This is a genomic window from Flavobacterium cryoconiti, from assembly GCF_048158645.1.
Taxonomy (GTDB): Bacteria; Bacteroidota; Bacteroidia; order Flavobacteriales; family Flavobacteriaceae; genus Flavobacterium; species Flavobacterium cryoconiti.
Genome location: NZ_JBLNKW010000007.1, coordinates 152,709 through 176,383, shown reverse-complemented (window position 1 = coordinate 176,383; position 23,675 = coordinate 152,709). Strand labels below are relative to the sequence as shown.

The window sequence follows — 23,675 nt, the reverse complement described above, 5'->3', positions numbered from 1 at the left end:
ATTAAATAAATGAAAATGAATAGAGAGAAAGTTCAAATTTTTGATACCACTTTAAGAGATGGAGAACAGGTCCCAGGATGTAAACTAGATACCAATCAAAAACTCGTTATAGCAAATCGCTTAGACGAAATGGGTGTTGACATTATCGAAGCTGGTTTTCCTGTTTCTAGTCCAGGTGATTTTTTATCTGTTTCTGAAATTAGTAAGATTGTAAAAAATGCAACTGTTTGTGGTTTAACCAGAGCAGTGAAAAATGATATAGATGTTGCTGCAGCTGCTTTAAAACATGCTAAAAAACCACGTATTCATACTGGAATTGGAACTTCAAATTCACATATAATACACAAATTAAATACTACCAGAGAAGATATTATCGCTAGAGCTAAATTTGCAGTTTCTCATGCTAAATCGTATGTTGAAGATGTAGAATTTTATGCTGAAGATGCCGGTAGAACTGATAATGATTTCTTGGCAAGAGTTTGTGAAGAAGTTATCAAATCAGGTGCTACAGTACTTAATATTCCTGATACTACCGGATATTGCTTACCTGAAGAATATGGCGCAAAAATAAAATACCTAAAAGAAAATGTAAAAGGTATTGAAAATGTTATTCTTTCTTGTCATTGTCATAATGATTTAGGAATGGCAACAGCCAATTCTATTGCTGGTGCGGTAAACGGAGCAAGACAAATAGAATGTACCATAAATGGAATAGGAGAAAGAGCAGGAAACACTGCACTTGAAGAAGTGGTAATGATTTTCAAACAACATCCTTATTTAAATCTATACACTGATATCAATACGAAACAGTTGAACGAAATGAGTCGTTTAGTTTCAGAAAGTATGGGAATGATGGTACAGCCAAATAAAGCGATTGTTGGTGCTAATGCTTTTGCACACAGTTCAGGAATTCATCAGGACGGTGTGATTAAAAACAGAGCAACTTATGAAATCATGGATCCTTTGGATGTAGGTGTCAATGAGTCTTCAATAGTTCTTACTGCGAGAAGCGGTAGAGCAGCATTAGCTTACAGAGCAAAAAAAGTAGGATATGAACTTACTAAAGTGCAATTGGATGTAGTTTATATTGAGTTCTTAAAATTTGCCGATATCAAAAAAGAAGTTTTAGATGATGATATTCATCAAATTATTGAAGCTTGTAAAATACAAAGTGATTTAATAAGAAGTTAATAAAAGCACTATTTACAATAGTATAATTATATAAAAAACTAAACCATGAATTTAAAAATAGCAGTATTGCCAGGAGACGGAATAGGACCAGAGGTGACCTTACAGGCAAAGAAAGCTTTATATGCTATAGGTGTAGTATATGATCATGAATTTGTTTTTGAAGATGCTCTTATGGGAGCTGTTGCCATAGATAAAACCGGAAACCCTCTTCCGGAACAAACACTTAACCTTTGCCTTAATACGGATGCTGTTCTGTTTGGCGCTATTGGCGATCCAAAATACGACAACAATCCTAGCGCTAAAGTTCGTCCGGAGCAAGGTTTATTAAAATTGAGAAAAGAATTAGGTCTTTTTGCAAATATCCGACCTATAAAACCATATAAGTCATTATTAGATTCTTCTCCATTAAAAAGAGAAATAATTGAAGGTGCAGATTTCACTATTTTCAGAGAACTTACTGGAGGTGTTTATTTTGGTGAGAAAAAATTGAACGATGCTGGTACCATAGCTTCTGATTTATGCGAATATTCAGAAGAAGAAATCACCCGAATTACTCATTTGGCTTTTAAAGCAGCACAAAATAGACGTAAGAAAGTAACGATGGTGGATAAAGCTAATGTGCTTGAGACTTCTCGTTTATGGCGAAAAGTTGTCAAAAAAGTGAGCGAAAATTATCCTGATGTACTATTGGATTTTCTTTTTGTTGATAATGCAGCGATGCAAATCATCTTAAATCCAAAACAATTTGATGTCATTTTGACCGAAAATTTATTTGGAGATATATTATCTGATGAAGCCAGTGTAATTACAGGCTCTATAGGATTATTGGCTTCGGCATCATTAGGAAATAAAAATGCGCTTTTTGAACCTATTCATGGCTCTTATCCACAAGCAAAAGGAAAAAACACAGCAAATCCAATTGCTTCCATATTATCAGCAGCAATGCTTTTAGAACATTTTGGATTAAATAAAGAAGCTAAAAAAGTGTACGAAGCAGTAGAAAAAGCAATTGAATATAATGTTGTGACAGTAGATTTGAAAGCAGATTCAAAATTTGGTACCAATGAAGTTGGAGACTTTATTTCGAATGTCATTTTAAGTAAAGATGATTTATATTTTAAAAGTGACAATGTCCAAATAGGACAATCGACTATTGTTTAACAAAACAATGATCAAAAGTGCATTTAATAATTGAAAAGTGCTTATAATTTTAAGGTTCTATTTTTTTGTTCTATTTGTTTTTCATACTTTTGAAACAAATAAAAAAAATGAAAATCGTAACTATTATTTCTTCAATTATTAATGTCAATGTGGTAATCACATGTGCAGTAGGAATGTTATAGATATAATTAAAAAAATATTTAAAACCTTCCAATTATTTTGGAAGGTTTTTTTTTGGAATAAATTAAAAAATACAGAAACAATCATATAATGGAATTAAATAAATACAGCAAAACAATCACCCAAGACGAAACACAGCCAGCTTCTCAAGCAATGTTTTACGGAATTGGTTTGACAGAAGAGGATCTAAAAAAAGCGCAGGTAGGAATTGTGAGTATGGGTTACGACGGAAATCCTTGTAACATGCACTTAAACGATTTGGCTAAAGATATTAAGACTGGCGTCTGGAAAGAAGATTTAGTGGGTTTGATTTTTAATACTATTGGTGTAAGTGACGGTATTTCTAATGGTAATGATGGAATGCGTTTTTCTTTGGTTTCTCGTGATGTAATTGCAGATTCTATAGAAACAGTTATGGGAGCACAATGGTATGATGGTATGATTGCTGTTCCAGGTTGTGATAAAAATATGCCAGGAGCCTTAATGGCTATGGGTAGAGTAAATCGCCCTTCTATTATGGTTTACGGAGGATCAATTCACCCAGGAAAATGGAAAGGTGAAGATTTAAATATTGTTTCTGCTTTTGAAGCATTAGGAAAAAAATTCAGCAATTCGATTACACCTGAAGATTTCAAAGGAGTAATACAAAATGCTTGTCCAGGTGCAGGTGCTTGCGGTGGAATGTACACTGCTAACACGATGTCATCAGCAATTGAAGCATTAGGAATGAGTTTGCCTTACAGTTCTTCTAATCCTGCTTTGAGTCCGGAAAAGAAACAAGAATGTGCTGATGCTGGTAAAGCAATCAAAATATTACTAGAAAAAGATATTAAGCCTAGAGACATTATGACTCGTAAAGCATTTGAAAATGCAATTACGATGGTAGCCGTTTTAGGAGGTTCTACAAATGCAGTGATGCACTTAATTGCAATGGCTCACGCTGTAGGTATTGAACTCACATTAAAAGATTTCCAGGATATCAGCGATAAAACACCATTATTAGCCGACTTGAAACCAAGTGGTAAATACTTAATGGAAGATTTACATAATGTAGGAGGTGTTCCAGCAGTAATGAAATATTTATTAAAAGAAGGTTTTTTACACGGTGAATGTTTGACAGTAACAGGAAAAACTATAGCTGAAAATTTAGCTTCAATTCCTGATTTACATGATGGTCAAGAAGTAATTCATGAAATCCAAAAAGCATTAAAAGCTACTGGAAATATTCAAATTCTATACGGAAACATAGCTTCAGAAGGTTGTGTGGCTAAAATTAGCGGAAAAGAAGGAGAGTTTTTTGAAGGTACAGCAGTAGTTTTTGAAAATGAAAAAGATGTAATTAAAGGAATACAAGGTGGTGAAGTTAAGCCGGGAAACGTAGTGATTATTCGTTACTGTGGTCCAAAAGGTGGCCCTGGTATGTCTGAAATGTTAAAACCAACATCTGCTATTATGGGAGCTGGTTTAGGAAGTACTGTTGCTTTGATTACTGACGGACGTTTCTCTGGAGGTTCTCACGGTTTTGTGGTAGGACACGTTACTCCAGAAGCCTATGAAGGTGGAGGAATTGCATTGATAGAAAACGGTGATGTGATTACAATTGATGCTGTGAAAAATACTATTAATATGAAAATATCTGACGAAGAATTGTCAAAACGTAAAGCCAACTGGGTTCAACCAGAATCACCAATTAAACAAGGAGTGTTACTTAAATATATGCGTTCGGTCTCCAGTGCCTCTGAAGGATGTGTAACCGATAAATAATCCCCCTAACTCCCGAAAGGGAAATATAAAATAGGGTTTGGACTTTTATTTGAAAGTAAAAAATAGGAATACTATATCAATCTCGGCTCTCTCTATTTTTGGAGATAGCTAGGATGAGCAAAAATAATAAACGTACCCATGGGAACAAATAAAATATCAGGCGCAGAAGCCGTTATTAGATGCTTATTAGAAGAAGGAGTAGACTTGGTTTATGGTTATCCAGGAGGTGCCATAATGCCAGTTTATGACGAATTATATAAATTTCAAGATCAATTACAGCATGTTTTAGTACGTCACGAACAAGGGGCAACTCATGCGGCTCAAGGATTTGCAAGAGCAACAGGAAAAGTTGGAGTTGCTATAGCTACTTCAGGTCCTGGAGCAACAAATCTTGTAACCGGTATTGCTGATGCTCAAATTGATTCTACTCCAATGGTTTGTATTACCGGTCAGGTAGGCAAACATTTATTAGGTTCAGATGCGTTTCAGGAAACTGATATTATTGGAATTTCGACTCCGGTTACCAAATGGAATTATCAAATTACCGAGGCACATGAAATACCTGAAATCATTGCAAAAGCCTTTTTTATTGCAAAATCAGGTCGTCCGGGTCCCGTATTGATTGATATTACAAAAAATGCGCAATTTGACGAAATTGAATTTAGTTATAAAAAATGCACCAGCATTAGAAGTTACAATCCAAAACCAACTTTAGATATTGAAAAGGTTAAAGAGGCTGCGGAACTAATCAATAATGCAAAAAAACCATATATCGTTTTTGGTCAGGGAATTATTCTTAGCGAAGCGGAAGAACAATTAAAAGCATTAGTTGAAAAATCTGGAATTCCTGCTGCTTGGACTATTTTAGGACTTTCGGCATTGCCAACAGATCATCCCTTAAATGTAGGAATGTTAGGAATGCACGGAAATTACGGGCCTAATTTATTAACAAACGAATGTGATGTTTTGATTGCACTTGGAATGCGTTTTGACGACCGTGTGACTGGAAATTTAGCCACTTATGCAAAACAAGCCAAAGTTATTCACTTCGAAATTGATCCGTCGGAGATAGATAAAAATGTAAAAACAACTGTGGCCGTTTTAGCTGATGTCAAAGAATCACTGACTGCCTTACTTCCTTTAATCAAAAGTAACACACACGAATCTTGGCACAACGAGTTCAAGGAAATGTATAAAATTGAACTAGAAGAGGTAATCAATGACGAGTTAAAACCGAAGAAAGAAGGAATTTCTATGGGGGAAACTATCGAAATGATTAACAAACATTCTAAAGGTGACGCTATAATTGTACCTGATGTAGGGCAACACCAGATGTTTGCCTGTCGTTATGCCAAATTTAATTCGACTAAAAGCATCATTAATTCCGGAGGTTTAGGAACGATGGGATTTGCGTTACCGGCTGCGATTGGTGCCAAAATGGGAATGCCGGAACGTGAAGTCGTTGCCATTATTGGTGATGGTGGTTTTCAAATGACGATTCAGGAATTAGGAACTATTTTTCAAACTAAAGTTCCTGTGAAAATTGTTGTATTGAACAACGAATTTTTAGGAATGGTACGTCAGTGGCAACAATTGTTTTTTGACAAAAGATATGCTTCTACGGAGATGATAAATCCTAATTTTATAGCGATTGCTGAAGGCTATTATATTAAAGCCAAAAAAGTGACCAAAAGAGAAGATTTAGATGCGGCCGTAGCTGAAATGATGGCTTCAAAAGAATCGTACTTCCTTGAAGTTATGGTAGAAAAAGAAAATAATGTATTCCCAATGATTCCAACAGGAGCATCGGTTTCTGAGATGAGATTAAGTTAATATTATGGAAAATAAAACATTCACCATTTCTGTTTATTCAGAAAACAACGTTGGCTTATTAAACAGAATATCAGGAATATTCTTGAAACGTCATATCAATATATTAAGTCTAAATGTATCCGAATCAGAAATAGAAAATGTTTCCAGATTCATTATTGTAGTGGATACAACTGAAAAATGGGTACAAAATATTGTAGGTCAAATTGAAAAACAAATCGAAGTAATCAAAGCTTTTTATCATGTTGATGAAGAAACTATTTTCTTAGAAAGTGCTTTGTTCAAAATACATTCGAGTTTATTATTTGACGAAAGACAAATACAAAATATAATCAAAGAAAGTCATTCGGAAATTGTTACCGTATCAAGAGACTTTTTTGTGATTTCAAAATCAGGAAGACGTTCTGAAATTGAAGAATTATACGAAAAATTAAAACCTTTCGGAATCATGCAGTTTGTACGTTCAGGAAGAATATCAGTTTCCAAAGAAAAAATGGAAATATCAACGTTATTAGAAGAGCTTAAATAGAATTCATTTTGCAGTAACACTTTATAATGTTATTGCAGCAATCAAAATTTCAATTATTAAATTTTAAAATCATTAAATAAAAAAAGATGGCAAATTATTTCAATTCATTACCACTTAGATTACAATTAGAACAATTAGGCGTTTGCGAATTCATGGATCAATCAGAATTTTCAAATGGTATAGCAGCATTAGCAGGAAAAAAAGTAGTTATCGTAGGTTGTGGAGCTCAAGGTTTAAACCAAGGTTTGAACATGAGAGATTCAGGTTTAGATATTTCTTATGCATTGCGTGCAGAAGCAATTGCTCAAAAAAGAGCTTCTTACATGAATGCTGCTGATAATGGTTTCAAAGTGGGAACGTATGAAGAATTAATTCCAACTGCTGATTTGGTTTGTAACCTTACACCAGATAAGCAACATACAGCTGTAGTAACAGCAATCATGCCTTTGATGAAAAACGGTTCAACATTAGCGTATTCTCATGGTTTCAATATCGTAGAAGAAGGAATGCAAATTCGTAAAGACATCACGGTTATCATGTGTGCTCCTAAATGTCCAGGATCTGAGGTTCGTGAAGAATATAAAAGAGGTTTTGGTGTACCAACTTTAATCGCAGTTCACCCTGAAAACAATCCAAACGGAGAAGGTTTCGAACAAGCAAAAGCATACGCAGTTGCTACTGGAGGACATAGAGCTGGAGTTTTGAACTCTTCATTTGTAGCTGAAGTAAAATCGGATTTAATGGGAGAACAAACCATTCTTTGTGGAATGTTGCAAACAGGTTCAATTTTATGTTTCGACAAAATGGTTGAAAAAGGAATCGAGCCAGCTTATGCTTCAAAATTAATTCAATACGGTTGGGAAACTATAACTGAAGCTTTGAAACATGGTGGAATTACAAATATGATGGATCGTCTTTCAAATCCTGCAAAAATCGAAGCTTACGAAATTTCGGAAGAATTGAAAGATATCATGCGTCCATTGTTCCAAAAACATCAAGACGATATCATTTCTGGAGAATTTTCAAGAAACATGATGATTGACTGGGACAATAATGATGTTAATTTATTGACTTGGAGAGCTGCAACTGCAGAAACTAATTTTGAAAAAACAGCTCCAACAGCAGCTCATATTTCAGAGCAAGAGTATTTTGACAATGGTGTTTTGATGATTGCTATGGTTAAAGCGGGTGTAGAATTAGCTTTTGAAACAATGACACAATCAGGAATCATTGAAGAATCAGCTTACTACGAATCTTTACATGAATTGCCTTTGATTGCTAATACTGTGGCAAGAAAAAAATTATATGAAATGAACAGAATCATTTCGGATACTGCTGAATATGGTTGTTACTTGTTTGATCATGCTTGTAAGCCTTTATTGGTTGATTTTATGAAAACTGTAGACACAAACATAATTGGTAAACCATTTTCAACTTCTAATGGAGTAGATAATGCAGTACTTATTGCAGTAAATAAAAGTATTCGTCAACATCCTATTGAAGAAGTAGGAGAGTGGTTGAGAGAATCTATGACTGCAATGAAAAAAATAGGATAATAAAAATTAGGAATTACCACACATGAGGGTGTGTTGGGATTTGCATTATATCATTTGAATCCATAATATTTTGAATTAGTAAGCACTTATTAAAAGAAAAGAGGATATAGATGCATATTACATTCACTTAACTTCCAACAAGCTGAGAGTTAAGTGAAGTAATTCCTTTATTTGAAATAGAGTTAGAAACTACCTTTATATATTAAAATGTATTAAAGTTGGGTCTAATTGAAGCTGTAATAAAGTATTTTTTTTATTACAAAAATTATTTGTTGTTAAATTTTGTTGAGATAAAAGGCGGGGTAGGAAATCTATCTCGCTTTTTTTGTTTGTATCAAAATTTCAAAAAAAAGTAAAAAACGAACAAATTATCATTAAAAAGTTATTTTTTTTATTTAATATTTAAATTTCTATAGGAATTTATAATTTAAATAATTTTAAGAATAGCTTGAGATTTAATACTTTTATAAAAAATTAAAAAACATGAGCTACTATAAAATTGATAATTTAGAACAATATTTTAAACATTATAATAAATCAGTTCGTGAGCCCAGAAAATTTTGGGGCAAAATAGCAGAAGAAAATTTTACTTGGTACCAACAATGGGATAAGGTTGTCGATTTTAATATGGCAGAAGCCGAAGTTAAATGGTTTACGGAAGCTAAAGTGAATATGACCAAAAACTGCATCGACAGACATCTTGCTAAAAGAGGGGATAAAACGGCAATTATTTTTGAACCTAATGATCCTACAGAAGCTGCTTTACATATAACCTATAATGAATTACACCAACGTGTTTGTAAAATGGCAAACGTATTGCGAGAACAAGGTATAAAAAAAGGAGATCGCGTTTGTATTTATTTACCAATGATTCCTGAATTAGCCATAACAACTTTGGCTTGTGCTAGAATTGGAGCAATCCATTCAGTTGTTTTTGCAGGATTTTCGGCTTCGGCAGTTGCAACAAGAATTAATGATAGCGAATGTAAAATGGTCATCACCTCAGATGGAGGTTACCGAGGAAATAAAACTATCGATTTAAAAGGAATAATTGATGAAGCCTTGACAAACTGTCCTTCAGTTTCATCAGTTTTAGTGGTTAAAAGAACCAATACTTCTATAAGCATGAAAGAAGGCCGTGATCAATGGTTGCAACCTCTTTTAGACGAAGCATCGGATAATAATGTTGCTGAAATCATGGATGCCGAAGATCCTTTGTTTATTCTTTATACTTCAGGTTCTACCGGTAAACCAAAAGGAATGGTACATACTACAGCAGGATATATGGTTTATACTGCTTACACGTTTAAAAATGTTTTTAATCATGAAGAAAATGACATTTTTTGGTGTACTGCTGATATAGGTTGGATCACTGGACATTCGTATGCTTTATATGGTCCATTATTGAATGGTGGGACGACTGTTATTTTTGAAGGAGTTCCTTCTTATCCTGATTTTAGTCGTTTTTGGGAAATTATCGAAAAACATAAAGTTACCCAGTTTTACACTGCACCAACTGCTATTCGTGCTTTAGCAAAAGAGAGCTTAGAATATGTACAAAAATTCCCTTTAAAATCATTAAAAGTAATTGGTTCAGTAGGGGAGCCAATCAATGAAGAAGCTTGGCACTGGTACAATGACCATGTTGGAGATAAAAGATGCCCCGTTGTAGATACTTGGTGGCAAACTGAAACGGGTGGAATTATGATTTCTCCAATAGCTTTTGTGACGCCAACTAAACCAACCTATGCTACTTTACCATTACCTGGAATTCAACCGGTATTAATGGACGAAAAACGCAATGAAATAGAAGGCAATCAAGTGGTAGGCAGTTTGTGTATTAAATTCCCATGGCCTGGAATCGCAAGAACCATTTGGGGAGATCACCAGCGATATATAGATACTTATTTTTCTACTTTTCCAGGGAAATATTTTACTGGTGACGGCGCTTTGCGTGATGAAGTAGGATATTATAGAATTACAGGTCGTGTGGATGATGTTGTTATTGTTTCAGGACACAATTTAGGAACAGCACCTATTGAAGATGCTATTAATGAGCATCCTGCTGTTGCTGAATCAGCCATTGTAGGTTTCCCTCATGATGTAAAAGGAAATGCATTATACGGTTTTGTTATTTTAAAAGAAACTGGAGAAACAAGAAATAAAGAAAATCTTATCAAAGAAATAAATCAGCATATATCAGATCATATCGGTCCAATTGCTAAGTTAGATAAAATTCAGTTTGTTTCCGGTCTACCAAAAACCCGTTCCGGAAAAATCATGCGTAGAATTCTACGTAAAATAGCCGAAGGAGATTATTCGAATTTTGGAGATACTACAACATTATTAAATCCTGAAATTGTAGAAGAAATAAAAGAAGGAAAATTGTAAATTAATTAAAAGCTGTTTGTAATAAAACAGCTTTTTTTTGACTTAATTGTAATACAACACTCAACATTTCTTGATAATAAACAATAATTAATTTATGTAAGTTTTTTATTAAATATCATAACTACATTAATAAACAAATCCATAAATTTACTTCAGTATGAAAAATAAGGAAGTCTTAATTATTGGTGGCGGTTTAGCAGGTTTGACAGCTGCAATTCATTTATCCAAAATTGGATTTCAAGTTATTATTGTAGAAAAAAATGAATTTCCAAAACATAAAGTTTGTGGAGAATATATTTCTAATGAAGTTTTACCTTATCTCAATTGGCTTGATTTAAAAATAGCTAATTTATATCCTACTACGATTACAAAACTTGAATTTTCGACAGTTAACGGAAAGACAATTAAAAGCACTTTACCTCTTGGTGGATTTGGAATTAGCCGCTATACTCTTGACGAATATTTATATAATAAAGCAATTGCAAATGGTTGTAAAATTATTCAGGATTTAGTTGAAGGAATAGCTTTTGAAGATGATACATTTACCGTGACAACGTCAAATAAAATTATTTTAAAAGCTAAAATTGTAATTGGAGCTTTTGGCAAACGCTCTATTATTGATCAAAAACTAAATCGTAATTTTATTCAGAAGAAATCACCATGGTTAGCTGTCAAAGGGCATTATTCAGGAGATTTTCCTAATGATTTGGTAGGATTGCATAACTTTAAAGGCGGCTATTGTGGTGTTTCAAAAGTAGAAAATGGTGCAATTAATATTTGTTACTTAGCAGATTATGAAACTTTCAATAAGTTTAAAAACGTTGAAGAATATCAAAATAAAGTCGTTTCTCAAAACCCACATTTAAAAACTATTTTCGAAAAAAGCAACTTGCTTTTCGAAAAACCATTAACAATAAGCCAAATTTCTTTCGAAAAAAAACAAGCTGTTGAAAATCATATTTTAATGATTGGAGATACCGCCGGACTAATTCATCCTTTGTGTGGAAATGGAATGGCAATGGCTATTCATAGTGCTAAAATTGTTTCGGAATTAGTGGAGAAATATTGCAATGATGAAATCAATTCCAGAAGCGAATTAGAAAAAAAATATAGTAAGGAGTGGCGTTCTAATTTTAGTCAAAGATTAAAAATAGGGAGATTTTTATCTAATCTTTTGCAAAAGCAAAAACTCTCTCGTGTATTAATGCGTATATTGATTGCATTTCCGTTTTTATTGCCGAAAATTATAAAAAAAACGCATGGAAAACCTATAATTTTAAGCTCATAAATGTTTATAAACACCAAATACAGAACAGACAAACCTGAAACCATGGATAATTTTGCCATGGAAGGAGAAATCTTACGGGATGCCTTAGACAAAATTGCCCAAATCAATCAGCTTTTAGGTGGAAACCTGTTAACTTTACGAGGAGTACAGGATTTGATTAAGAATATTTCAAAATCAAATGAAATTAGTATTATGGATGTAGGTTGTGGTAATGGCGACATGTTACGCACATTAGCAGATTTTGGATTAAAAAATAATCTTAAATTTAAATTAATTGGTATTGATGCCAATAATTTCACGATTAACCATGCGCAAAAATTATCTAAAAAATATTCTAATATATCGTATCAATGTGAAGATATATTTGATAAACCTTTTCAAGAATTAAAATACGATATTGTCCTGTGTACTTTGACCTTACATCATTTTAAAGACAATGAAATAGTTCATTTATTGAATGTGTTTAATGCTAATTCGAATGTTGGAATTGTTATAAATGATTTACAAAGGAGTTCAGTAGCTTATCGATTATTTCAGGCATTATGTTTTGTTTTTCGATTAAATGATATGTCGCGGGAAGATGGATTAATTTCAATTTTAAGAGGTTTTAAAAAAGAAGAATTGATTTATTTCTCTCAAAAATTAAATTTTAACAACTATAAAATTAATTGGAAATGGGCGTTTCGCTACCAGTGGATAATTTCGAAAATATGAGTGTAAAAATAAAAACCGTTGCAAAACAATTGCCAAAATACTCCAGAACAACGGATGAAATTATTCCATTTTTGGATGCTTGGTTAGTAGGACAAGACGAACGTTTTATCAGAAAAGTGAAAAAAATTTTTGAAGGTGCTGCAGTTGATAAGCGGTATTCTATTATGGATCCAATTGAAGTCTTTACGAAAACTTCTTTTGAGGAAAGAAATGATATTTATGTCCGGGAGGTAATTGATTTAGGCGAAAAAGTATTAGAAAAAGCATTGAAAAAGGCCAATTGGAATCCAGAAGATTTAGATTACATCATTACGGTGAGTTGTACTGGAATTATGATTCCATCATTGGATGCGTATTTGATTAATAAATTAAAGTTACGTCAAGATATAATTAGGCTTCCAGTAACTGAAATGGGTTGTGCTGCCGGGATTTCGGGAATTATTTATGCTAAAAATTTCTTGCAGGCTAATCCTGGAAAACGGGCTGCAGTTATTGCAGTTGAAAGTCCAACAGCAACATTTCAATTAGATGATTTTTCGATGGCTAATATTGTAAGCGCAGCTATTTTTGGTGATGGTGCAGCTTGCGTTTTGCTTACTTCTGATGACCAAGATGAAGGCCCTGAAATTCTAGCCGAAGAAATGTATCATTTTTATGACAACATTCAAATGATGGGTTTTAAACTCACGAACTCAGGTTTACAAATGGTATTGGATATTGAAGTTCCTGAAACTATTGCGTCACATTTTCCGGATATCATTAATCCATTTTTAGAAAAGAATAATGAAACGATTGAAACTATTGATCATTTAATTTTTCATCCTGGAGGTAAAAAAATTATTCAAACGGTTGAACGTTTATTTTTTGATTTAGGAAAAAACATTGACGATACAAAAGAAGTTTTACGATTGTATGGAAACATGTCAAGTGCGACTGTTTTATATGTTTTAGAACGAATTATGGACAGCAAACCTAAAAAAGGAGAGAAAGGATTAATGTTGAGTTTTGGTCCAGGATTTTCGGCACAACGTGTTTTATTGCAGTTTTAGCCCTTAACCCCAAATGAGGGAATAGAAAAACTATGAAAAAAGAAGAAATCATATCAAAATTACCCTATTCTAAACCTTTTCTGTTTGTTGATGAAATAATCAATGTTAATGAAAATGGAGTTGAAGGGGCATATACATTTGATGAAACGTTAGATTTTTATAAAGGGCATTTTAAAGACAATCCAGTAACTCCGGGTGTAATTTTAACTGAAGTTATGGCACAAATCGGATTGGTTTGTTTGGGAATTTTTTTATTAAATGATACGTTAAACAAAACTACTTCAATTGCTTTAACATCAGCAGAAATAGATTTTTTAAAACCTGTTTTTCCAAATGAAAAAGTAATAGTAATTTCAGAAAAAATATATTTTAGATTTGGAAAATTAAAATGTAAAGTAAAAATGATAAATGAAAAAGGCGAAATGGTTTGTATGGGAATAATAGCAGGAATGATAGTTTGAGATTGAAAATTAGATTAAAAAAATTAGCAGATACTGAAATAAATTAAGCATAAATGGAAAAACGTGTCGTAATTACAGGACTTGGTGTTGTTGCTCCAAATGGAGTAGGACTTGATGCTTTTACTCATGCCATAAAAAATGGAATTTCGGGAATCAAATATGATTCAGAATTAGAAAGACTGCAATTTTCTTGTCAAATTGCTGGAAAACCTGAAATTTCCACTGAATTAGCATTGCAGTATTTTTCGGAATTAGAGTTAAGAAATTTCAATTCAACGGGAATTTTATATGGTGTTATTGCAGGAATTGATGCTTGGAAAGATGCAGGTTTATCATTAGAAATTAATGAAGAACCGGATTGGGATAGCGGAACTATTTTTGGAACAGGAACTTCTGGAATTGATAAATTTCGAGAAAGTATTTATAAAATTGATGAATTTCAAACCCGAAGATTAGGAAGTACTGCCGTGGCACAAACTATGAATAGTGGTGTGAGTGCTTATTTAGGAGGGAAATTAGGGTTAGGAAATCAAGTCACTACCAATTCTTCGGCATGTACAACAGGAACCGAAAGTATTCTTATGGCCTATGAACGGATAAAATCAGGACAGGCAAAACGCATTTTAGCCGGAAGTACAAGTGATTCTGGACCCTATATTTGGGGTGGATTTGATGCGATGAAAGTCTGCACTTTTAAGCATAATGAAAATCCGGAACAAGGCTCAAGGCCAATGTCTGAAAGTGCTTCTGGATTTGTTCCGGGAAGTGGATCAGGGGCTTTAGTCTTGGAAGATTTAGAAAGTGCATTGGCACGAGGTGCTAAAATCTACGCAGAAATTTTGGGAGGAAATGTAAATTCTGGTGGTCAACGCGGATTAGGAAGTATGACTGCTCCAAATCCGACAGCCGTTCAAAAATGCATTAAAAATGCTATTGAAAATGCTGGGATTTCAGCTAATGATATTGACGCTATAAACGGTCATTTGACTGCCACATCCAAAGATAGTTTGGAGATTCAGAATTGGAGTGAAGCTTTAGGAAGAAAAGGAAAAGATTTTCCTTATATAAACTCCTTGAAATCAATGGTAGGGCATTGTTTGTCAGGAGCGGGGAGTATCGAAAGTGTGGCCTCAGTATTGCAATTAAAAGAAGGATTTGTTTTTTCCAATATCAATTGTGAGGATTTAAACCATGAGATTACAGCTCTGATTGATGAGTCAAGAATTCCAAGACAACTAATTAAAAAAGAATTGAATATTATTGCCAAAGCCAGTTTTGGTTTTGGAGATGTGAACGGTTGTGTAATTTTTAAAAAGTATATTTAGTCACAGGTTCATCAATTTTAAATTTGAGAATAAATTAAAGAAAAACTAGGAATCAGCGCTAAGAAATAAACAAACTATGGATAAACAAGAAACAATTGAAAAATTAAAAAATATTATTAAGCCTTATGTTCAAAATCAAGGGGCTTTTGATAATATTACGGAGAACACTGATTTTATTAACGATTTAAAAATCAATTCCGCTAATTTAGTTGATGTAATTTTAGATATTGAAGAAGAATTTAATCTTATAATCGATAATGAATCCATGGAAAAAATGCTTGATTTAAAAGCTGCTATGGCGATAATTGAAACTAAATTAGCTGAAAAGTGATCGGTAATGATATTGTAGATTTGACTTTAGCCCGAAAAGAAAGTAACTGGAAACGGAAAGGTTTTTTGGATAAAATCTTTACTCAAAAAGAGCAATTATTAATTTTGAATGCTATAAATCCTGAAGTACTGGTTTGGAATTTATGGTCAAGAAAGGAAGCGGCTTACAAAATCTACAATAGAGAATCAGGAATTCGAGCATATATACCTTTACAATTAGAGTGTCATTATGAGAATGAAATTTTAGGAACAGTTATTTGTAATGGAAACACGTATTTCACGCAAACAAATATTTCAGAGGAATTTATTCACTCTATTGCTGTTGTAAAAAAAGAATATTTCAATGCAATAAAGGCTTTAAATTCTAAAGCTGAAATCAGTAAAATAAACGGAATCCCTTTTATAATTGACATTCAAACCCAAAAAACTATCCCAGTTTCGATTAGTCATCATGGGCGTTTTTGGGAAGGCATAAAGTTGCTTTGTTAATTATATATTTTAAAGACTTCAATTACTGAATCTGGGAATCAATTACTTTATCCCCAATCTAGATTTTAATTTTAAAAAAAGTAAAGCAATTTTGTATGCATCCTCAGAAGAAGAATTTCTATCGCTTTTTGGAATTTTATAAATATCACATAATTCGTCCAGAGAAAATTGACGATCATTAATATCTTGAAGTTTTCGATACATTACATCAACATCTAAAGCTTCATTTTTTAATCGGCCACAATCTAATCTTTCAAGGGCTGCATTAATCATTTCTACATCAAAATCGATATGATGTCCCACTAAAACAGCGTTTCCTATAAAATCTATTAAAGACTGGATTGCTTCAGATTCTCCAAGCTTTTTCATTTTACTTTCAACGATAAACTCATTTGAAAGTCCGTTATCGTGCAAAAATTTATATTGCAATAAAACAGTTTCAAAACTATCTCCAATAATAATACTATTATTGACTACCGCAAAAGAACCAATTGATAAAATAACATCTTTAACGGGGTTTAAGCCTGAAGTTTCAGTTGATAAAATAACAAAACGATTAGATTTTTTTTCAAATTTTGAAACATAGGTTTTCCAAAATTCAGGGTGTTCTTTATTAATGTTTTTAAGCCAGTCTAGCATAGTTATGAAAATTGTGTAAGTTGAAATTTACTTTTAATTAACTCCTCCAATTCTTTCATTGGAGCAAAAGCATTTTTCAATTTCTCTTTATCAATTTTTGATAATTCATTCAAATTTATAAACTGACCCGAATTGTCATTTTTTAAACCTTCTAATGTTCTGAATTTTGATAATGTCAAAAAAGCTTCTGCACAATTAAGATAAATTTCGGCATTTTTGGCGTCAGTAATCGCTAATTGTTTGAATCGTAAATAGGTATTGTTAATTCCTTTTACATTGTAGTTTAGAATAAATAAACGAGCTCCATCTATCAGTGGCATTAAAGCACGCGTCTTGATGTCAAATTTATCTTTATTAAGGCCATCTTCTTCAACTATAAATTTTTTGAAAAAGCTTAAAGGAGCATTTTTCTTTAGTGCATCATTTCCTAAGAAATCAAAAAACAGGGTATTATTTTGTACATTCTTGAAAATTACATTTCCTATAGCTTCTTCAATTTTTTCTTCTCCAAAAGCAATTTCATAATCAAAAAATATACTGCTTAAATCATTACTATTTTCGCCTGGAGTATTCATCCAGCTGTTGTATTGTTTAGTCCAGTCTGTCAGTGATTTACACCAAAGCATGTTGCTTCCCATGTGCCCATTAGGACATAATTCATAACCTACTTTTTCCAGTGTTACGGTTGTCTTTTTTCCTAATTTAAGAAAATAATCTTTTACATCTCTATATTTATCAGGAGTAACATCTTCAAAAATTAAAATACTATCTTGGTCTGTTAATAATAGTTGTTCTTTTCGTCCCTGACTACCAATACTCAACCAAGCAAAACGGGCAGGAGGTGAGCCTAAATCTAAAATAGATAATTCTACCGAACGTTTAATTATTGCCATGTTAATTTCGCTGGCAATATTATTTACATGAGAAAGAGGGATGTTTTTATGAATTGAATTTTGAATAAGATCTGAAAGGCGCTCCCGTATTTGTTTTAAATCTTTAGGTGTTTGGGAACGTTTTATTTCTTTTATTAATACACCGGGATTACTGGCTTGTGCAACAATTAAATCTCTTTCGGAAATAATCCCTTTTATTGAAGACTGATTAGTCCCGTCTTGTGTAACGCATAAATGAGTGACATTGTGCTTTAACATCAGTAATTGTGCTTCTGCAAGAGAAACATTTTCTAAAACTGTTATGACAGGGGAAGACATTATTTTATCTACCGAAATTGTTACCGGAAATCGACCAGTAGCAATTTTTGAACGCATATCCGTATCAGTAACAATGCCAACAGGAATAGTGTTATCGCATACAATAATATTGTTCATTAAGGTTTCATTCATGAGTTGTGCAACATCTTGAACAATAGCATTTTTTATTGTAATTAAAGGAGAATTATTATATGATAAAGACTGAAAATATTGCATTTCTGATTGTTGATCAGAATAGAAAACATTGTCAGAAATAAGTTTTCCGTTTAGATTTTCTTTGTCCTTTGGATTTCGTGTATTTGTAGCAAAACTCTCTAATAAAAAGTTCAAAACTTCAGAATTATTAGCAACAAAAGGACGGAAAGTAGCAATAGGTATGGCGTAAATAATACTTTCTTCTCTTGCTTTAGCAGTCATCATATAGTTGTTTTTGGCGAAAAACGGACGTAAACCAAAAATATCTCCTTCATGACATTTGTTTAATAATGTTTCTTCAGCATCAGCTATGACTGATAAATTGATAACTCCCGAAGCTACAACGTAAAAACTATCGTGCAAAACATCATTAATTTGAAATAATACTTTATGTTTTTCTAAATTTACTACGCGAATACTTGTAGCAATTTCAGATAATTCTTGAAAAGTCAAGTGATTAAATGGTGGATATTCCTTTAAAAAATCAGCAATGTGCTCAGCAATTGTATTCATATTTTTTGGCAAATAAATAAAGTATTGTTTGTAAAAATAATAAATTAAACAATTATAATACTGTCAATGATGTAGTAAAACAAATAAATTATACAATCCTTATTTTTTTCTTAAAATTAGTAAGAATTTATATAAATTAAATAAAGTTATTTTAAGTTTGTAATAATAACTAAAACATTTTAAATCATGAGATTACTTAAAAAAATACCTTTTTTAACTTTTGCATTATTGTTTATTAATTTCTTAAATGCTCAAGAGAAAGCAAGCCCGGCAGCGGTTGCAACAGGGAAAATTAATGGCGCTACAATTAGTATAAATTATAGTAGTCCTTCATTAAAAGGAAGACAAATTTGGGGAGCATTAGTGCCGTTTAATGAAGTTTGGCGTGCTGGCGCAAATGAAGCAACAACATTTGAAACAGATAAAGATCTTACTATTGAGGGATCAAAATTACCTGCAGGAAAATATTCTTTTTTTGTTTTACCAAATGAAAAAGAATGCGTCATTATTTTTAATAAAGAAGCTAAACAATGGGGAGCTTATAAATATAATGATAAAGAAGACCAATTAAGAGTTACCGTAAAACAGCAAATTGCTAATTCAATCGCTGAAAAATTAGTTTACACAATTAATAAAGACAATATTGTTTTAAGTTGGGAAAATTGGAACATACCATTTTCTGTTAAATAATTTTTTTTAAAAGATTATAATTTTGAAGGCATTACTGAAAGGTAGTGCTTTTTGTATTTAATAGTAATTGGATGGATATAGATGTTTCATTAAATATTCTATTTTACATAATATAAATTATAAGTCATCTTTGCGGGTATAACTAACCCCCGAAATATGGCACTTAAAAGAAGTTCTTTAGAAAATTACACGTTATTGTTGGTAGAACTCGAAAAAATGCGAAATACTGCATTTCATCCAAAAACGTTTTTAAAAAAAATACGACCCTTTTGTAAAACTTCTCATTTAAAGTATAAATGGCTGTTTATTCGTATTCGTGGTTCAAATGTAGGAATATCTATTCAAATACAATCAGATTGTTTTATAATTCGTCAAAATCAGTCTATCCACGAATTTACGTTTTATTGCACCTCGCAAAAAAATCTTATATCTAAATTGTTAAAACATAATCTTTTAACTTTTTAATTATGAGTACAATTAATGAGTTAACCCGCCAAAGAGAAAATCTACTTATTCAAATAATTGGTGTTACTGCTGATTTAAAAGAATATACGAAGTTTCCTTGCGAGACTGTTGATCTTGAACAAATTAAGTATCAGTATGGTTTTATACTTCGTGAGATAAAACAAATTGACGAAAAGTTGAAATTTATTTTTCTTGCTCAATCACAAACTTTAAAAGCTGATTTGGAGATTATGAATAAAGAAATAATTGAATCTATATCAAAAAACAGATTTACAGTTAATGACTTGCCAAAGAATCATTATTCATTGTTTAACGAACCTTTTATTTAAAAATTATGGGCGTTTTATTTACTGTCATTTTAATGTGTTGTGTCTTTATTAGGTTTTTAGTAAAATTCCTGATTTATTCAACTATTGTTTATTTTCTAATATCATATATCTCATATCTTATCTCATGACAAATCAAAAAATCAACGCATTAATATTTTGGTGCTTCGTGGCTATCGCTTCAATTTTAATAACAATTTATTCCCCTGTTAAATGATAATAGAAAAAGTCCTGCAAATACCTTTATACTGCTATTTGAATATTCATCAAAAAATACTTGTAAAAGGTTATGTTCAGTATAGTATGTTTCAGTATATGCCTAAAAATCTACTTTATACTGATATTATTATTGAACTTTCTTCTTAAATCTATTAAATAATGCTCTTTTCGACGTGGGTTATACTGCAATAAAATGCTACTATCTAAGAAGGAAAATCCCGAACGGTTAAGGGCATTATATTTTTTTATCGTTGCCGTAGGGTATAACGGCAACTAACTCACCCAATCACATATAATAAACATGAAAACAAGAATTTCGTTTAAAGAATCAGGTTTTAAAGTTCAGGTTAAATTTTGGCTTTTTGGTCGATGGCATACAACTAAACACGTTTTTTCTTCTTATGCTCCTGCTCAACATTTTATAGAAATTTTAGAAAACCTACATAAAAACTAATGATTACATATAAAGAAAGGCATCAAGCCAAAACAAGATTAAAAACAAACAATTTAAAAACTACGCTCATTAACATAGATTATTTAATACTTAATTTGGATGGTTTGCCTTTTGGTGAGTTTCCCGAAAATTCAAAATTTAGATTAAAGCCTTATGATTATGGAACTAAAATTTTTGAGATAAGAGCAGATTTATACTATGAAGATTTAAAAATTGGTATTTATACCGCAAAACCACGCTCTGCTATTATTAGCGAGCGACTGGCGCAACTTCAAATAGAAAACAATCTTTTTTACACACTTTCAAACGATGCTTTAAAGCACGTCATAAATGCTTTTTGCGATGAAACTACATATTTGTTTAAATCAGTCAATAGACTAGATATTTGTCTTGATAAATCGGATGTTAATCATTCTTATAGAAATTTGTATAGTAATATCGTTTCTGGCAATTTTCTTATATCAGGTAGACCAAAAAATTTACAGTCTTATTTTGAAACTTATAAGGGCAAATCTATACTTAATGGTTTTCAATTGGGTAAAAGAACGAGTGATAAAATTATACGATGTTATAATAAAACTTTATCGCTCCAACTTACTGAAAAACCGTACATTAATGAATATTACGCAAACAATGGTTTAAAAAACGAAAATGTTTGGCGGTTTGAATATCAGTTAAATTCTGCTTTTTTTAGGGGTTTAAACGAGCATTCAAAAGCTGATGAAAATATCAGTGAGACAATGACTTGGGGTATTTTTGATAAAGCTAACCTTTATGAATTATTGAAAATAGCAAATAAAGGTTTTTTTGAATTAAGAGAGAATACGGGCAAAAGTCAAGTGAATAAAGAAAATTTGATAGTCTTGTTTGATTTCGATTATTTACAGTCTCAAATTTCAAAATTTATTCCTATAATTAAACGTTTAAAAAATGTTGTTTTATCCAGTACCACAATTAAGAAACGTCTTGCAAAATCCTTATTTAGAGAATATTACGCAAATAATCAGGATATATCTTATATAGTTGCTCTCAATTTATTGCTTGAGGATATGGATATGATTAATGAAAAACCATTGCTACAATGGTTCAAAAACAAATTACATTTTTATCTGCACGAATTTCGAACAAAAGAAAAGATTGTAAATGATTTTGATACTCCCCTATTTAACGAACATCAATTTTTATTTTTATAAGCCATGACAAAAAAAACTTCTACAAGCCAAAAAGTAACTAAAACCCAGTTGAAAAATATTTTAGAAATAAGTTATCCAACTGCATTAAAAGAGTATCGTACTATTTTAGATTCTTTACAGTTGACAAGAAAATATTTGACCATTTCAGACTTAATACAATACGGTATTTTGTAAAAAAATGTAAAAAAATATAAACAATTGTAAAATATTGTAAAACCCCTTTTTCATTCTTCACAAACCTTTGTACTCGTTAAAACAAGTATAAACATGAAAAATAAGAAAAAATGAGAATTGCAGTAATTACGGGTGTTACAAGAACTGAAGAGTTAACAGTAACAAAATCTATTGGTAGTTTGATAATTGGTTCAACGTTGGCTTTAGCTGATATTGAAAATGAGCGAATTAGCATTATGATTGAAAGAGGAAACGGCAGTAACGTTATTCTTTTAAACAAAATCAAATTAAAAGATTTCATTCTTGCGAGTACTTTTGGTGCTTCTGCTGTACAAAGCGATGGTGATTTAAAAACTATTGCGGTTTGTGAATTAGCTTTTGAGGGTTCTATTTATTTAGCTGATAAAGAAAGTATTAAAATTCTTTTAGAGGATTTGGACGCTGATGAAACTTATAATTTGAATGGTGTTGAAGAGCCTGTACAAACAAATGAGTTGTATTTTATCGAGTCGAAAAGTATAGCTTCGGAAGAGGTTAACAAAAAGGTTGATGTAGCTGGATTTGATTTGGCTATTATGACTACTTCTGATACTATTAGCGATATATCTTATCAGTTTGTAAATGGTCAGGTTGTTAAATATCTGCCTAAAGAGTTGCAAGCTTTAACCCGTGATATTGACCCAATTCAGTATGTAGATGTTACTGGTAATGTTGTTCAGGGCATTTCTGATAGATTGACTTTACCATTACCACATGTAAACTGGTTAGAGGTTAACAAGTCACAAGGCGATATTATCAATTTTGTGGTGAGAACCTTAAAAGCTGTGTAAAATGGGATTTTTTAAAAGTATTGGAAACAAGCTTAAAAGAGCTATTTCTATAAAGAATTTAGTCAATGTAGGTACTGGTAATTTTACGGCTGTTTCTCAGGATTTAGTTAGGATTGCGGGAAGTACTGACCCTAAAAAAGGGGCTTCTCAATCTGATGTCACTTTAGTACCTAAAGGTTTTGTTATTCCTGAACAGGCTGCTGATATTATTAAGGCTCAGGGTGATATTTTTGGTAGAAAAACTCAGGATATGTTAGCTAAGTCAGGTGATGCTCAGGCTGTAAATAAGTGGTTTACTGGTCTTTGGTTTAAGACTCAATGGGAGTTATACAAAAGCTACATTTTATTTTTTGTTGGTTTAATTGTAGCGTTCTTCGCTTGGAGACATTTTAGAAAACCGAAAGGGGCTAGAGTTGCAAAACGACGATAAACCAAAAAATTACAGTCGTATCTATTTTCTAATATTTTTAGTTGATACGGCTGTAATTATCTTAAAAAAGATTTCAGA

General features: G+C 32.0%; 22 protein-coding genes. 20 read left to right on the top strand and 2 right to left on the bottom strand.

Annotated elements, in window-relative coordinates; genetic code table 11:
• The first annotated feature begins 15 nt into the window (after window positions 1–15).
• The 14 genes from ACM55H_RS11735 to ACM55H_RS11670 all read left to right on the top strand — a co-directional run bounded on the left by ACM55H_RS11735 (window position 16) and on the right by ACM55H_RS11670 (window position 16,258).
• Window positions 16–1,191 (top strand): 2-isopropylmalate synthase, encoded by a 1,176-nt coding sequence (locus ACM55H_RS11735; protein ID WP_082014141.1) that lies wholly within the window; start codon window positions 16–18, stop codon window positions 1,189–1,191.
• Between the two features lie 45 nt (window positions 1,192–1,236).
• Window positions 1,237–2,352 (top strand): 3-isopropylmalate dehydrogenase, encoded by a 1,116-nt coding sequence (gene leuB / locus ACM55H_RS11730; protein ID WP_416836663.1) that lies wholly within the window; start codon window positions 1,237–1,239, stop codon window positions 2,350–2,352.
• A 270-nt stretch (window positions 2,353–2,622) separates the two neighbouring features.
• Window positions 2,623–4,296 (top strand): dihydroxy-acid dehydratase, encoded by a 1,674-nt coding sequence (gene ilvD, locus ACM55H_RS11725; protein ID WP_416836662.1) that lies wholly within the window; start codon window positions 2,623–2,625, stop codon window positions 4,294–4,296.
• 138 nt (window positions 4,297–4,434) lie between these two features.
• On the top strand, window positions 4,435–6,129 hold the full coding sequence (gene ilvB, locus ACM55H_RS11720; RefSeq protein WP_416836661.1) for a biosynthetic-type acetolactate synthase large subunit: 1,695 nt from the start codon (window positions 4,435–4,437) through the stop codon (window positions 6,127–6,129).
• Window positions 6,130–6,133: 4 nt separating this feature from the next.
• Window positions 6,134–6,655 (top strand): acetolactate synthase small subunit, encoded by a 522-nt coding sequence (gene ilvN / locus ACM55H_RS11715; protein ID WP_035672504.1) that lies wholly within the window; start codon window positions 6,134–6,136, stop codon window positions 6,653–6,655.
• Between the two features lie 86 nt (window positions 6,656–6,741).
• Window positions 6,742–8,211, top strand: coding sequence for a ketol-acid reductoisomerase (gene ilvC, locus ACM55H_RS11710; protein WP_416836660.1), 1,470 nt, complete (start codon window positions 6,742–6,744; stop codon window positions 8,209–8,211).
• A 483-nt stretch (window positions 8,212–8,694) separates the two neighbouring features.
• Window positions 8,695–10,602 carry an acetate--CoA ligase gene (gene acs, locus ACM55H_RS11705; protein ID WP_416836659.1) on the top strand — a complete coding sequence of 636 codons (1,908 nt, stop codon included), beginning with the start codon at window positions 8,695–8,697 and terminating at the stop codon, window positions 10,600–10,602.
• Between the two features lie 157 nt (window positions 10,603–10,759).
• The gene (locus ACM55H_RS11700) at window positions 10,760–11,890 is read left to right on the top strand and encodes an NAD(P)/FAD-dependent oxidoreductase (RefSeq protein WP_416836658.1); all 1,131 of its coding nucleotides are present in this window, start codon (window positions 10,760–10,762) and stop codon (window positions 11,888–11,890) included.
• The gene (locus tag ACM55H_RS11695) at window positions 11,891–12,604 is read left to right on the top strand and encodes a methyltransferase domain-containing protein (protein ID WP_416836657.1); all 714 of its coding nucleotides are present in this window, start codon (window positions 11,891–11,893) and stop codon (window positions 12,602–12,604) included.
• Window positions 12,601–13,653: a type III polyketide synthase gene (locus tag ACM55H_RS11690; protein ID WP_416836745.1), complete on the top strand. Its 1,053-nt coding sequence runs from the start codon at window positions 12,601–12,603 to the stop codon at window positions 13,651–13,653. The genes ACM55H_RS11695 and ACM55H_RS11690 overlap by 4 nt, the downstream gene beginning before the upstream one ends.
• Before the next feature lie 32 nt (window positions 13,654–13,685).
• Window positions 13,686–14,114 (top strand): 3-hydroxyacyl-ACP dehydratase FabZ family protein, encoded by a 429-nt coding sequence (locus ACM55H_RS11685; protein ID WP_416836656.1) that lies wholly within the window; start codon window positions 13,686–13,688, stop codon window positions 14,112–14,114.
• A gap of 53 nt (window positions 14,115–14,167) precedes the next feature.
• Window positions 14,168–15,439 carry a beta-ketoacyl-[acyl-carrier-protein] synthase family protein gene (locus tag ACM55H_RS11680; protein WP_416836655.1) on the top strand — a complete coding sequence of 424 codons (1,272 nt, stop codon included), beginning with the start codon at window positions 14,168–14,170 and terminating at the stop codon, window positions 15,437–15,439.
• Window positions 15,440–15,515: 76 nt separating this feature from the next.
• The gene (locus tag ACM55H_RS11675; protein WP_416836654.1) at window positions 15,516–15,770 is read left to right on the top strand and encodes an acyl carrier protein; all 255 of its coding nucleotides are present in this window, start codon (window positions 15,516–15,518) and stop codon (window positions 15,768–15,770) included.
• A complete protein-coding gene (locus tag ACM55H_RS11670; RefSeq protein ID WP_416836653.1) occupies window positions 15,767–16,258 on the top strand; it encodes a 4'-phosphopantetheinyl transferase family protein in 492 nt (163 codons plus the stop codon). The genes ACM55H_RS11675 and ACM55H_RS11670 overlap by 4 nt, the downstream gene beginning before the upstream one ends.
• Before the next feature lie 42 nt (window positions 16,259–16,300).
• Here ACM55H_RS11670 and ACM55H_RS11665 read toward each other — a convergent pair whose 3' ends face one another.
• Together ACM55H_RS11665 and ACM55H_RS11660 are read right to left on the bottom strand one after the other, a co-directional pair.
• Window positions 16,301–16,897 (bottom strand): 3'-5' exonuclease, encoded by a 597-nt coding sequence (locus ACM55H_RS11665; protein WP_416836652.1) that lies wholly within the window; start codon window positions 16,895–16,897, stop codon window positions 16,301–16,303.
• 2 nt (window positions 16,898–16,899) lie between these two features.
• A complete protein-coding gene (locus ACM55H_RS11660; protein WP_416836651.1) occupies window positions 16,900–18,816 on the bottom strand; it encodes a DUF294 nucleotidyltransferase-like domain-containing protein in 1,917 nt (638 codons plus the stop codon).
• Between the two features lie 186 nt (window positions 18,817–19,002).
• On the opposite strand from ACM55H_RS11660, the gene ACM55H_RS11655 reads away from it, so the two are divergent.
• The 6 genes from ACM55H_RS11655 to ACM55H_RS11630 all read left to right on the top strand — a co-directional run bounded on the left by ACM55H_RS11655 (window position 19,003) and on the right by ACM55H_RS11630 (window position 23,597).
• On the top strand, window positions 19,003–19,506 hold the full coding sequence (locus ACM55H_RS11655; RefSeq protein ID WP_416836650.1) for a DUF2911 domain-containing protein: 504 nt from the start codon (window positions 19,003–19,005) through the stop codon (window positions 19,504–19,506).
• Between the two features lie 467 nt (window positions 19,507–19,973).
• Window positions 19,974–20,300 (top strand): hypothetical protein, encoded by a 327-nt coding sequence (locus ACM55H_RS11650; RefSeq protein ID WP_416836649.1) that lies wholly within the window; start codon window positions 19,974–19,976, stop codon window positions 20,298–20,300.
• A gap of 517 nt (window positions 20,301–20,817) precedes the next feature.
• Window positions 20,818–20,970 (top strand): hypothetical protein, encoded by a 153-nt coding sequence (locus ACM55H_RS11645; RefSeq protein WP_416836648.1) that lies wholly within the window; start codon window positions 20,818–20,820, stop codon window positions 20,968–20,970.
• Window positions 20,970–22,163 carry a hypothetical protein gene (locus ACM55H_RS11640; protein WP_416836647.1) on the top strand — a complete coding sequence of 398 codons (1,194 nt, stop codon included), beginning with the start codon at window positions 20,970–20,972 and terminating at the stop codon, window positions 22,161–22,163. The genes ACM55H_RS11645 and ACM55H_RS11640 overlap by 1 nt, the downstream gene beginning before the upstream one ends.
• 284 nt (window positions 22,164–22,447) lie before the next feature.
• A complete protein-coding gene (locus ACM55H_RS11635; protein ID WP_416836646.1) occupies window positions 22,448–23,167 on the top strand; it encodes a hypothetical protein in 720 nt (239 codons plus the stop codon).
• Between the two features lies 1 nt (window position 23,168).
• Window positions 23,169–23,597, top strand: a complete 429-nt coding sequence (locus tag ACM55H_RS11630; RefSeq protein WP_416836645.1) for a PTS sugar transporter subunit IIA — start codon at window positions 23,169–23,171, stop codon at window positions 23,595–23,597.
• Window positions 23,598–23,675 lie beyond the last annotated feature (78 nt).

What these genes read in the sequence shown, in the direction of transcription:
- ACM55H_RS11735 (WP_082014141.1), top strand. Translation starts at nt 16, where the DNA reads ATGAATAGAGAGAAAGTTCAAATTTTTGATACCACTTTAAGAGATGGA.
- leuB (WP_416836663.1), top strand. Translation starts at nt 1,237, where the DNA reads ATGAATTTAAAAATAGCAGTATTGCCAGGAGACGGAATAGGACCAGAG.
- ilvD (WP_416836662.1), top strand. Translation starts at nt 2,623, where the DNA reads ATGGAATTAAATAAATACAGCAAAACAATCACCCAAGACGAAACACAG.
- ilvB (WP_416836661.1), top strand. Translation starts at nt 4,435, where the DNA reads ATGGGAACAAATAAAATATCAGGCGCAGAAGCCGTTATTAGATGCTTA.
- ilvN (WP_035672504.1), top strand. Translation starts at nt 6,134, where the DNA reads ATGGAAAATAAAACATTCACCATTTCTGTTTATTCAGAAAACAACGTT.
- ilvC (WP_416836660.1), top strand. Translation starts at nt 6,742, where the DNA reads ATGGCAAATTATTTCAATTCATTACCACTTAGATTACAATTAGAACAA.
- acs (WP_416836659.1), top strand. Translation starts at nt 8,695, where the DNA reads ATGAGCTACTATAAAATTGATAATTTAGAACAATATTTTAAACATTAT.
- ACM55H_RS11700 (WP_416836658.1), top strand. Translation starts at nt 10,760, where the DNA reads ATGAAAAATAAGGAAGTCTTAATTATTGGTGGCGGTTTAGCAGGTTTG.
- ACM55H_RS11695 (WP_416836657.1), top strand. Translation starts at nt 11,891, where the DNA reads ATGTTTATAAACACCAAATACAGAACAGACAAACCTGAAACCATGGAT.
- ACM55H_RS11690 (WP_416836745.1), top strand. Translation starts at nt 12,601, where the DNA reads ATGAGTGTAAAAATAAAAACCGTTGCAAAACAATTGCCAAAATACTCC.
- ACM55H_RS11685 (WP_416836656.1), top strand. Translation starts at nt 13,686, where the DNA reads ATGAAAAAAGAAGAAATCATATCAAAATTACCCTATTCTAAACCTTTT.
- ACM55H_RS11680 (WP_416836655.1), top strand. Translation starts at nt 14,168, where the DNA reads ATGGAAAAACGTGTCGTAATTACAGGACTTGGTGTTGTTGCTCCAAAT.
- ACM55H_RS11675 (WP_416836654.1), top strand. Translation starts at nt 15,516, where the DNA reads ATGGATAAACAAGAAACAATTGAAAAATTAAAAAATATTATTAAGCCT.
- ACM55H_RS11665 (WP_416836652.1), bottom strand. Translation starts at nt 16,897, where the DNA reads ATGCTAGACTGGCTTAAAAACATTAATAAAGAACACCCTGAATTTTGG.
- ACM55H_RS11660 (WP_416836651.1), bottom strand. Translation starts at nt 18,816, where the DNA reads ATGAATACAATTGCTGAGCACATTGCTGATTTTTTAAAGGAATATCCA.
- ACM55H_RS11655 (WP_416836650.1), top strand. Translation starts at nt 19,003, where the DNA reads ATGAGATTACTTAAAAAAATACCTTTTTTAACTTTTGCATTATTGTTT.
- ACM55H_RS11650 (WP_416836649.1), top strand. Translation starts at nt 19,974, where the DNA reads ATGAGTACAATTAATGAGTTAACCCGCCAAAGAGAAAATCTACTTATT.
- ACM55H_RS11645 (WP_416836648.1), top strand. Translation starts at nt 20,818, where the DNA reads ATGAAAACAAGAATTTCGTTTAAAGAATCAGGTTTTAAAGTTCAGGTT.
- ACM55H_RS11640 (WP_416836647.1), top strand. Translation starts at nt 20,970, where the DNA reads ATGATTACATATAAAGAAAGGCATCAAGCCAAAACAAGATTAAAAACA.
- ACM55H_RS11635 (WP_416836646.1), top strand. Translation starts at nt 22,448, where the DNA reads ATGAGAATTGCAGTAATTACGGGTGTTACAAGAACTGAAGAGTTAACA.
- ACM55H_RS11630 (WP_416836645.1), top strand. Translation starts at nt 23,169, where the DNA reads ATGGGATTTTTTAAAAGTATTGGAAACAAGCTTAAAAGAGCTATTTCT.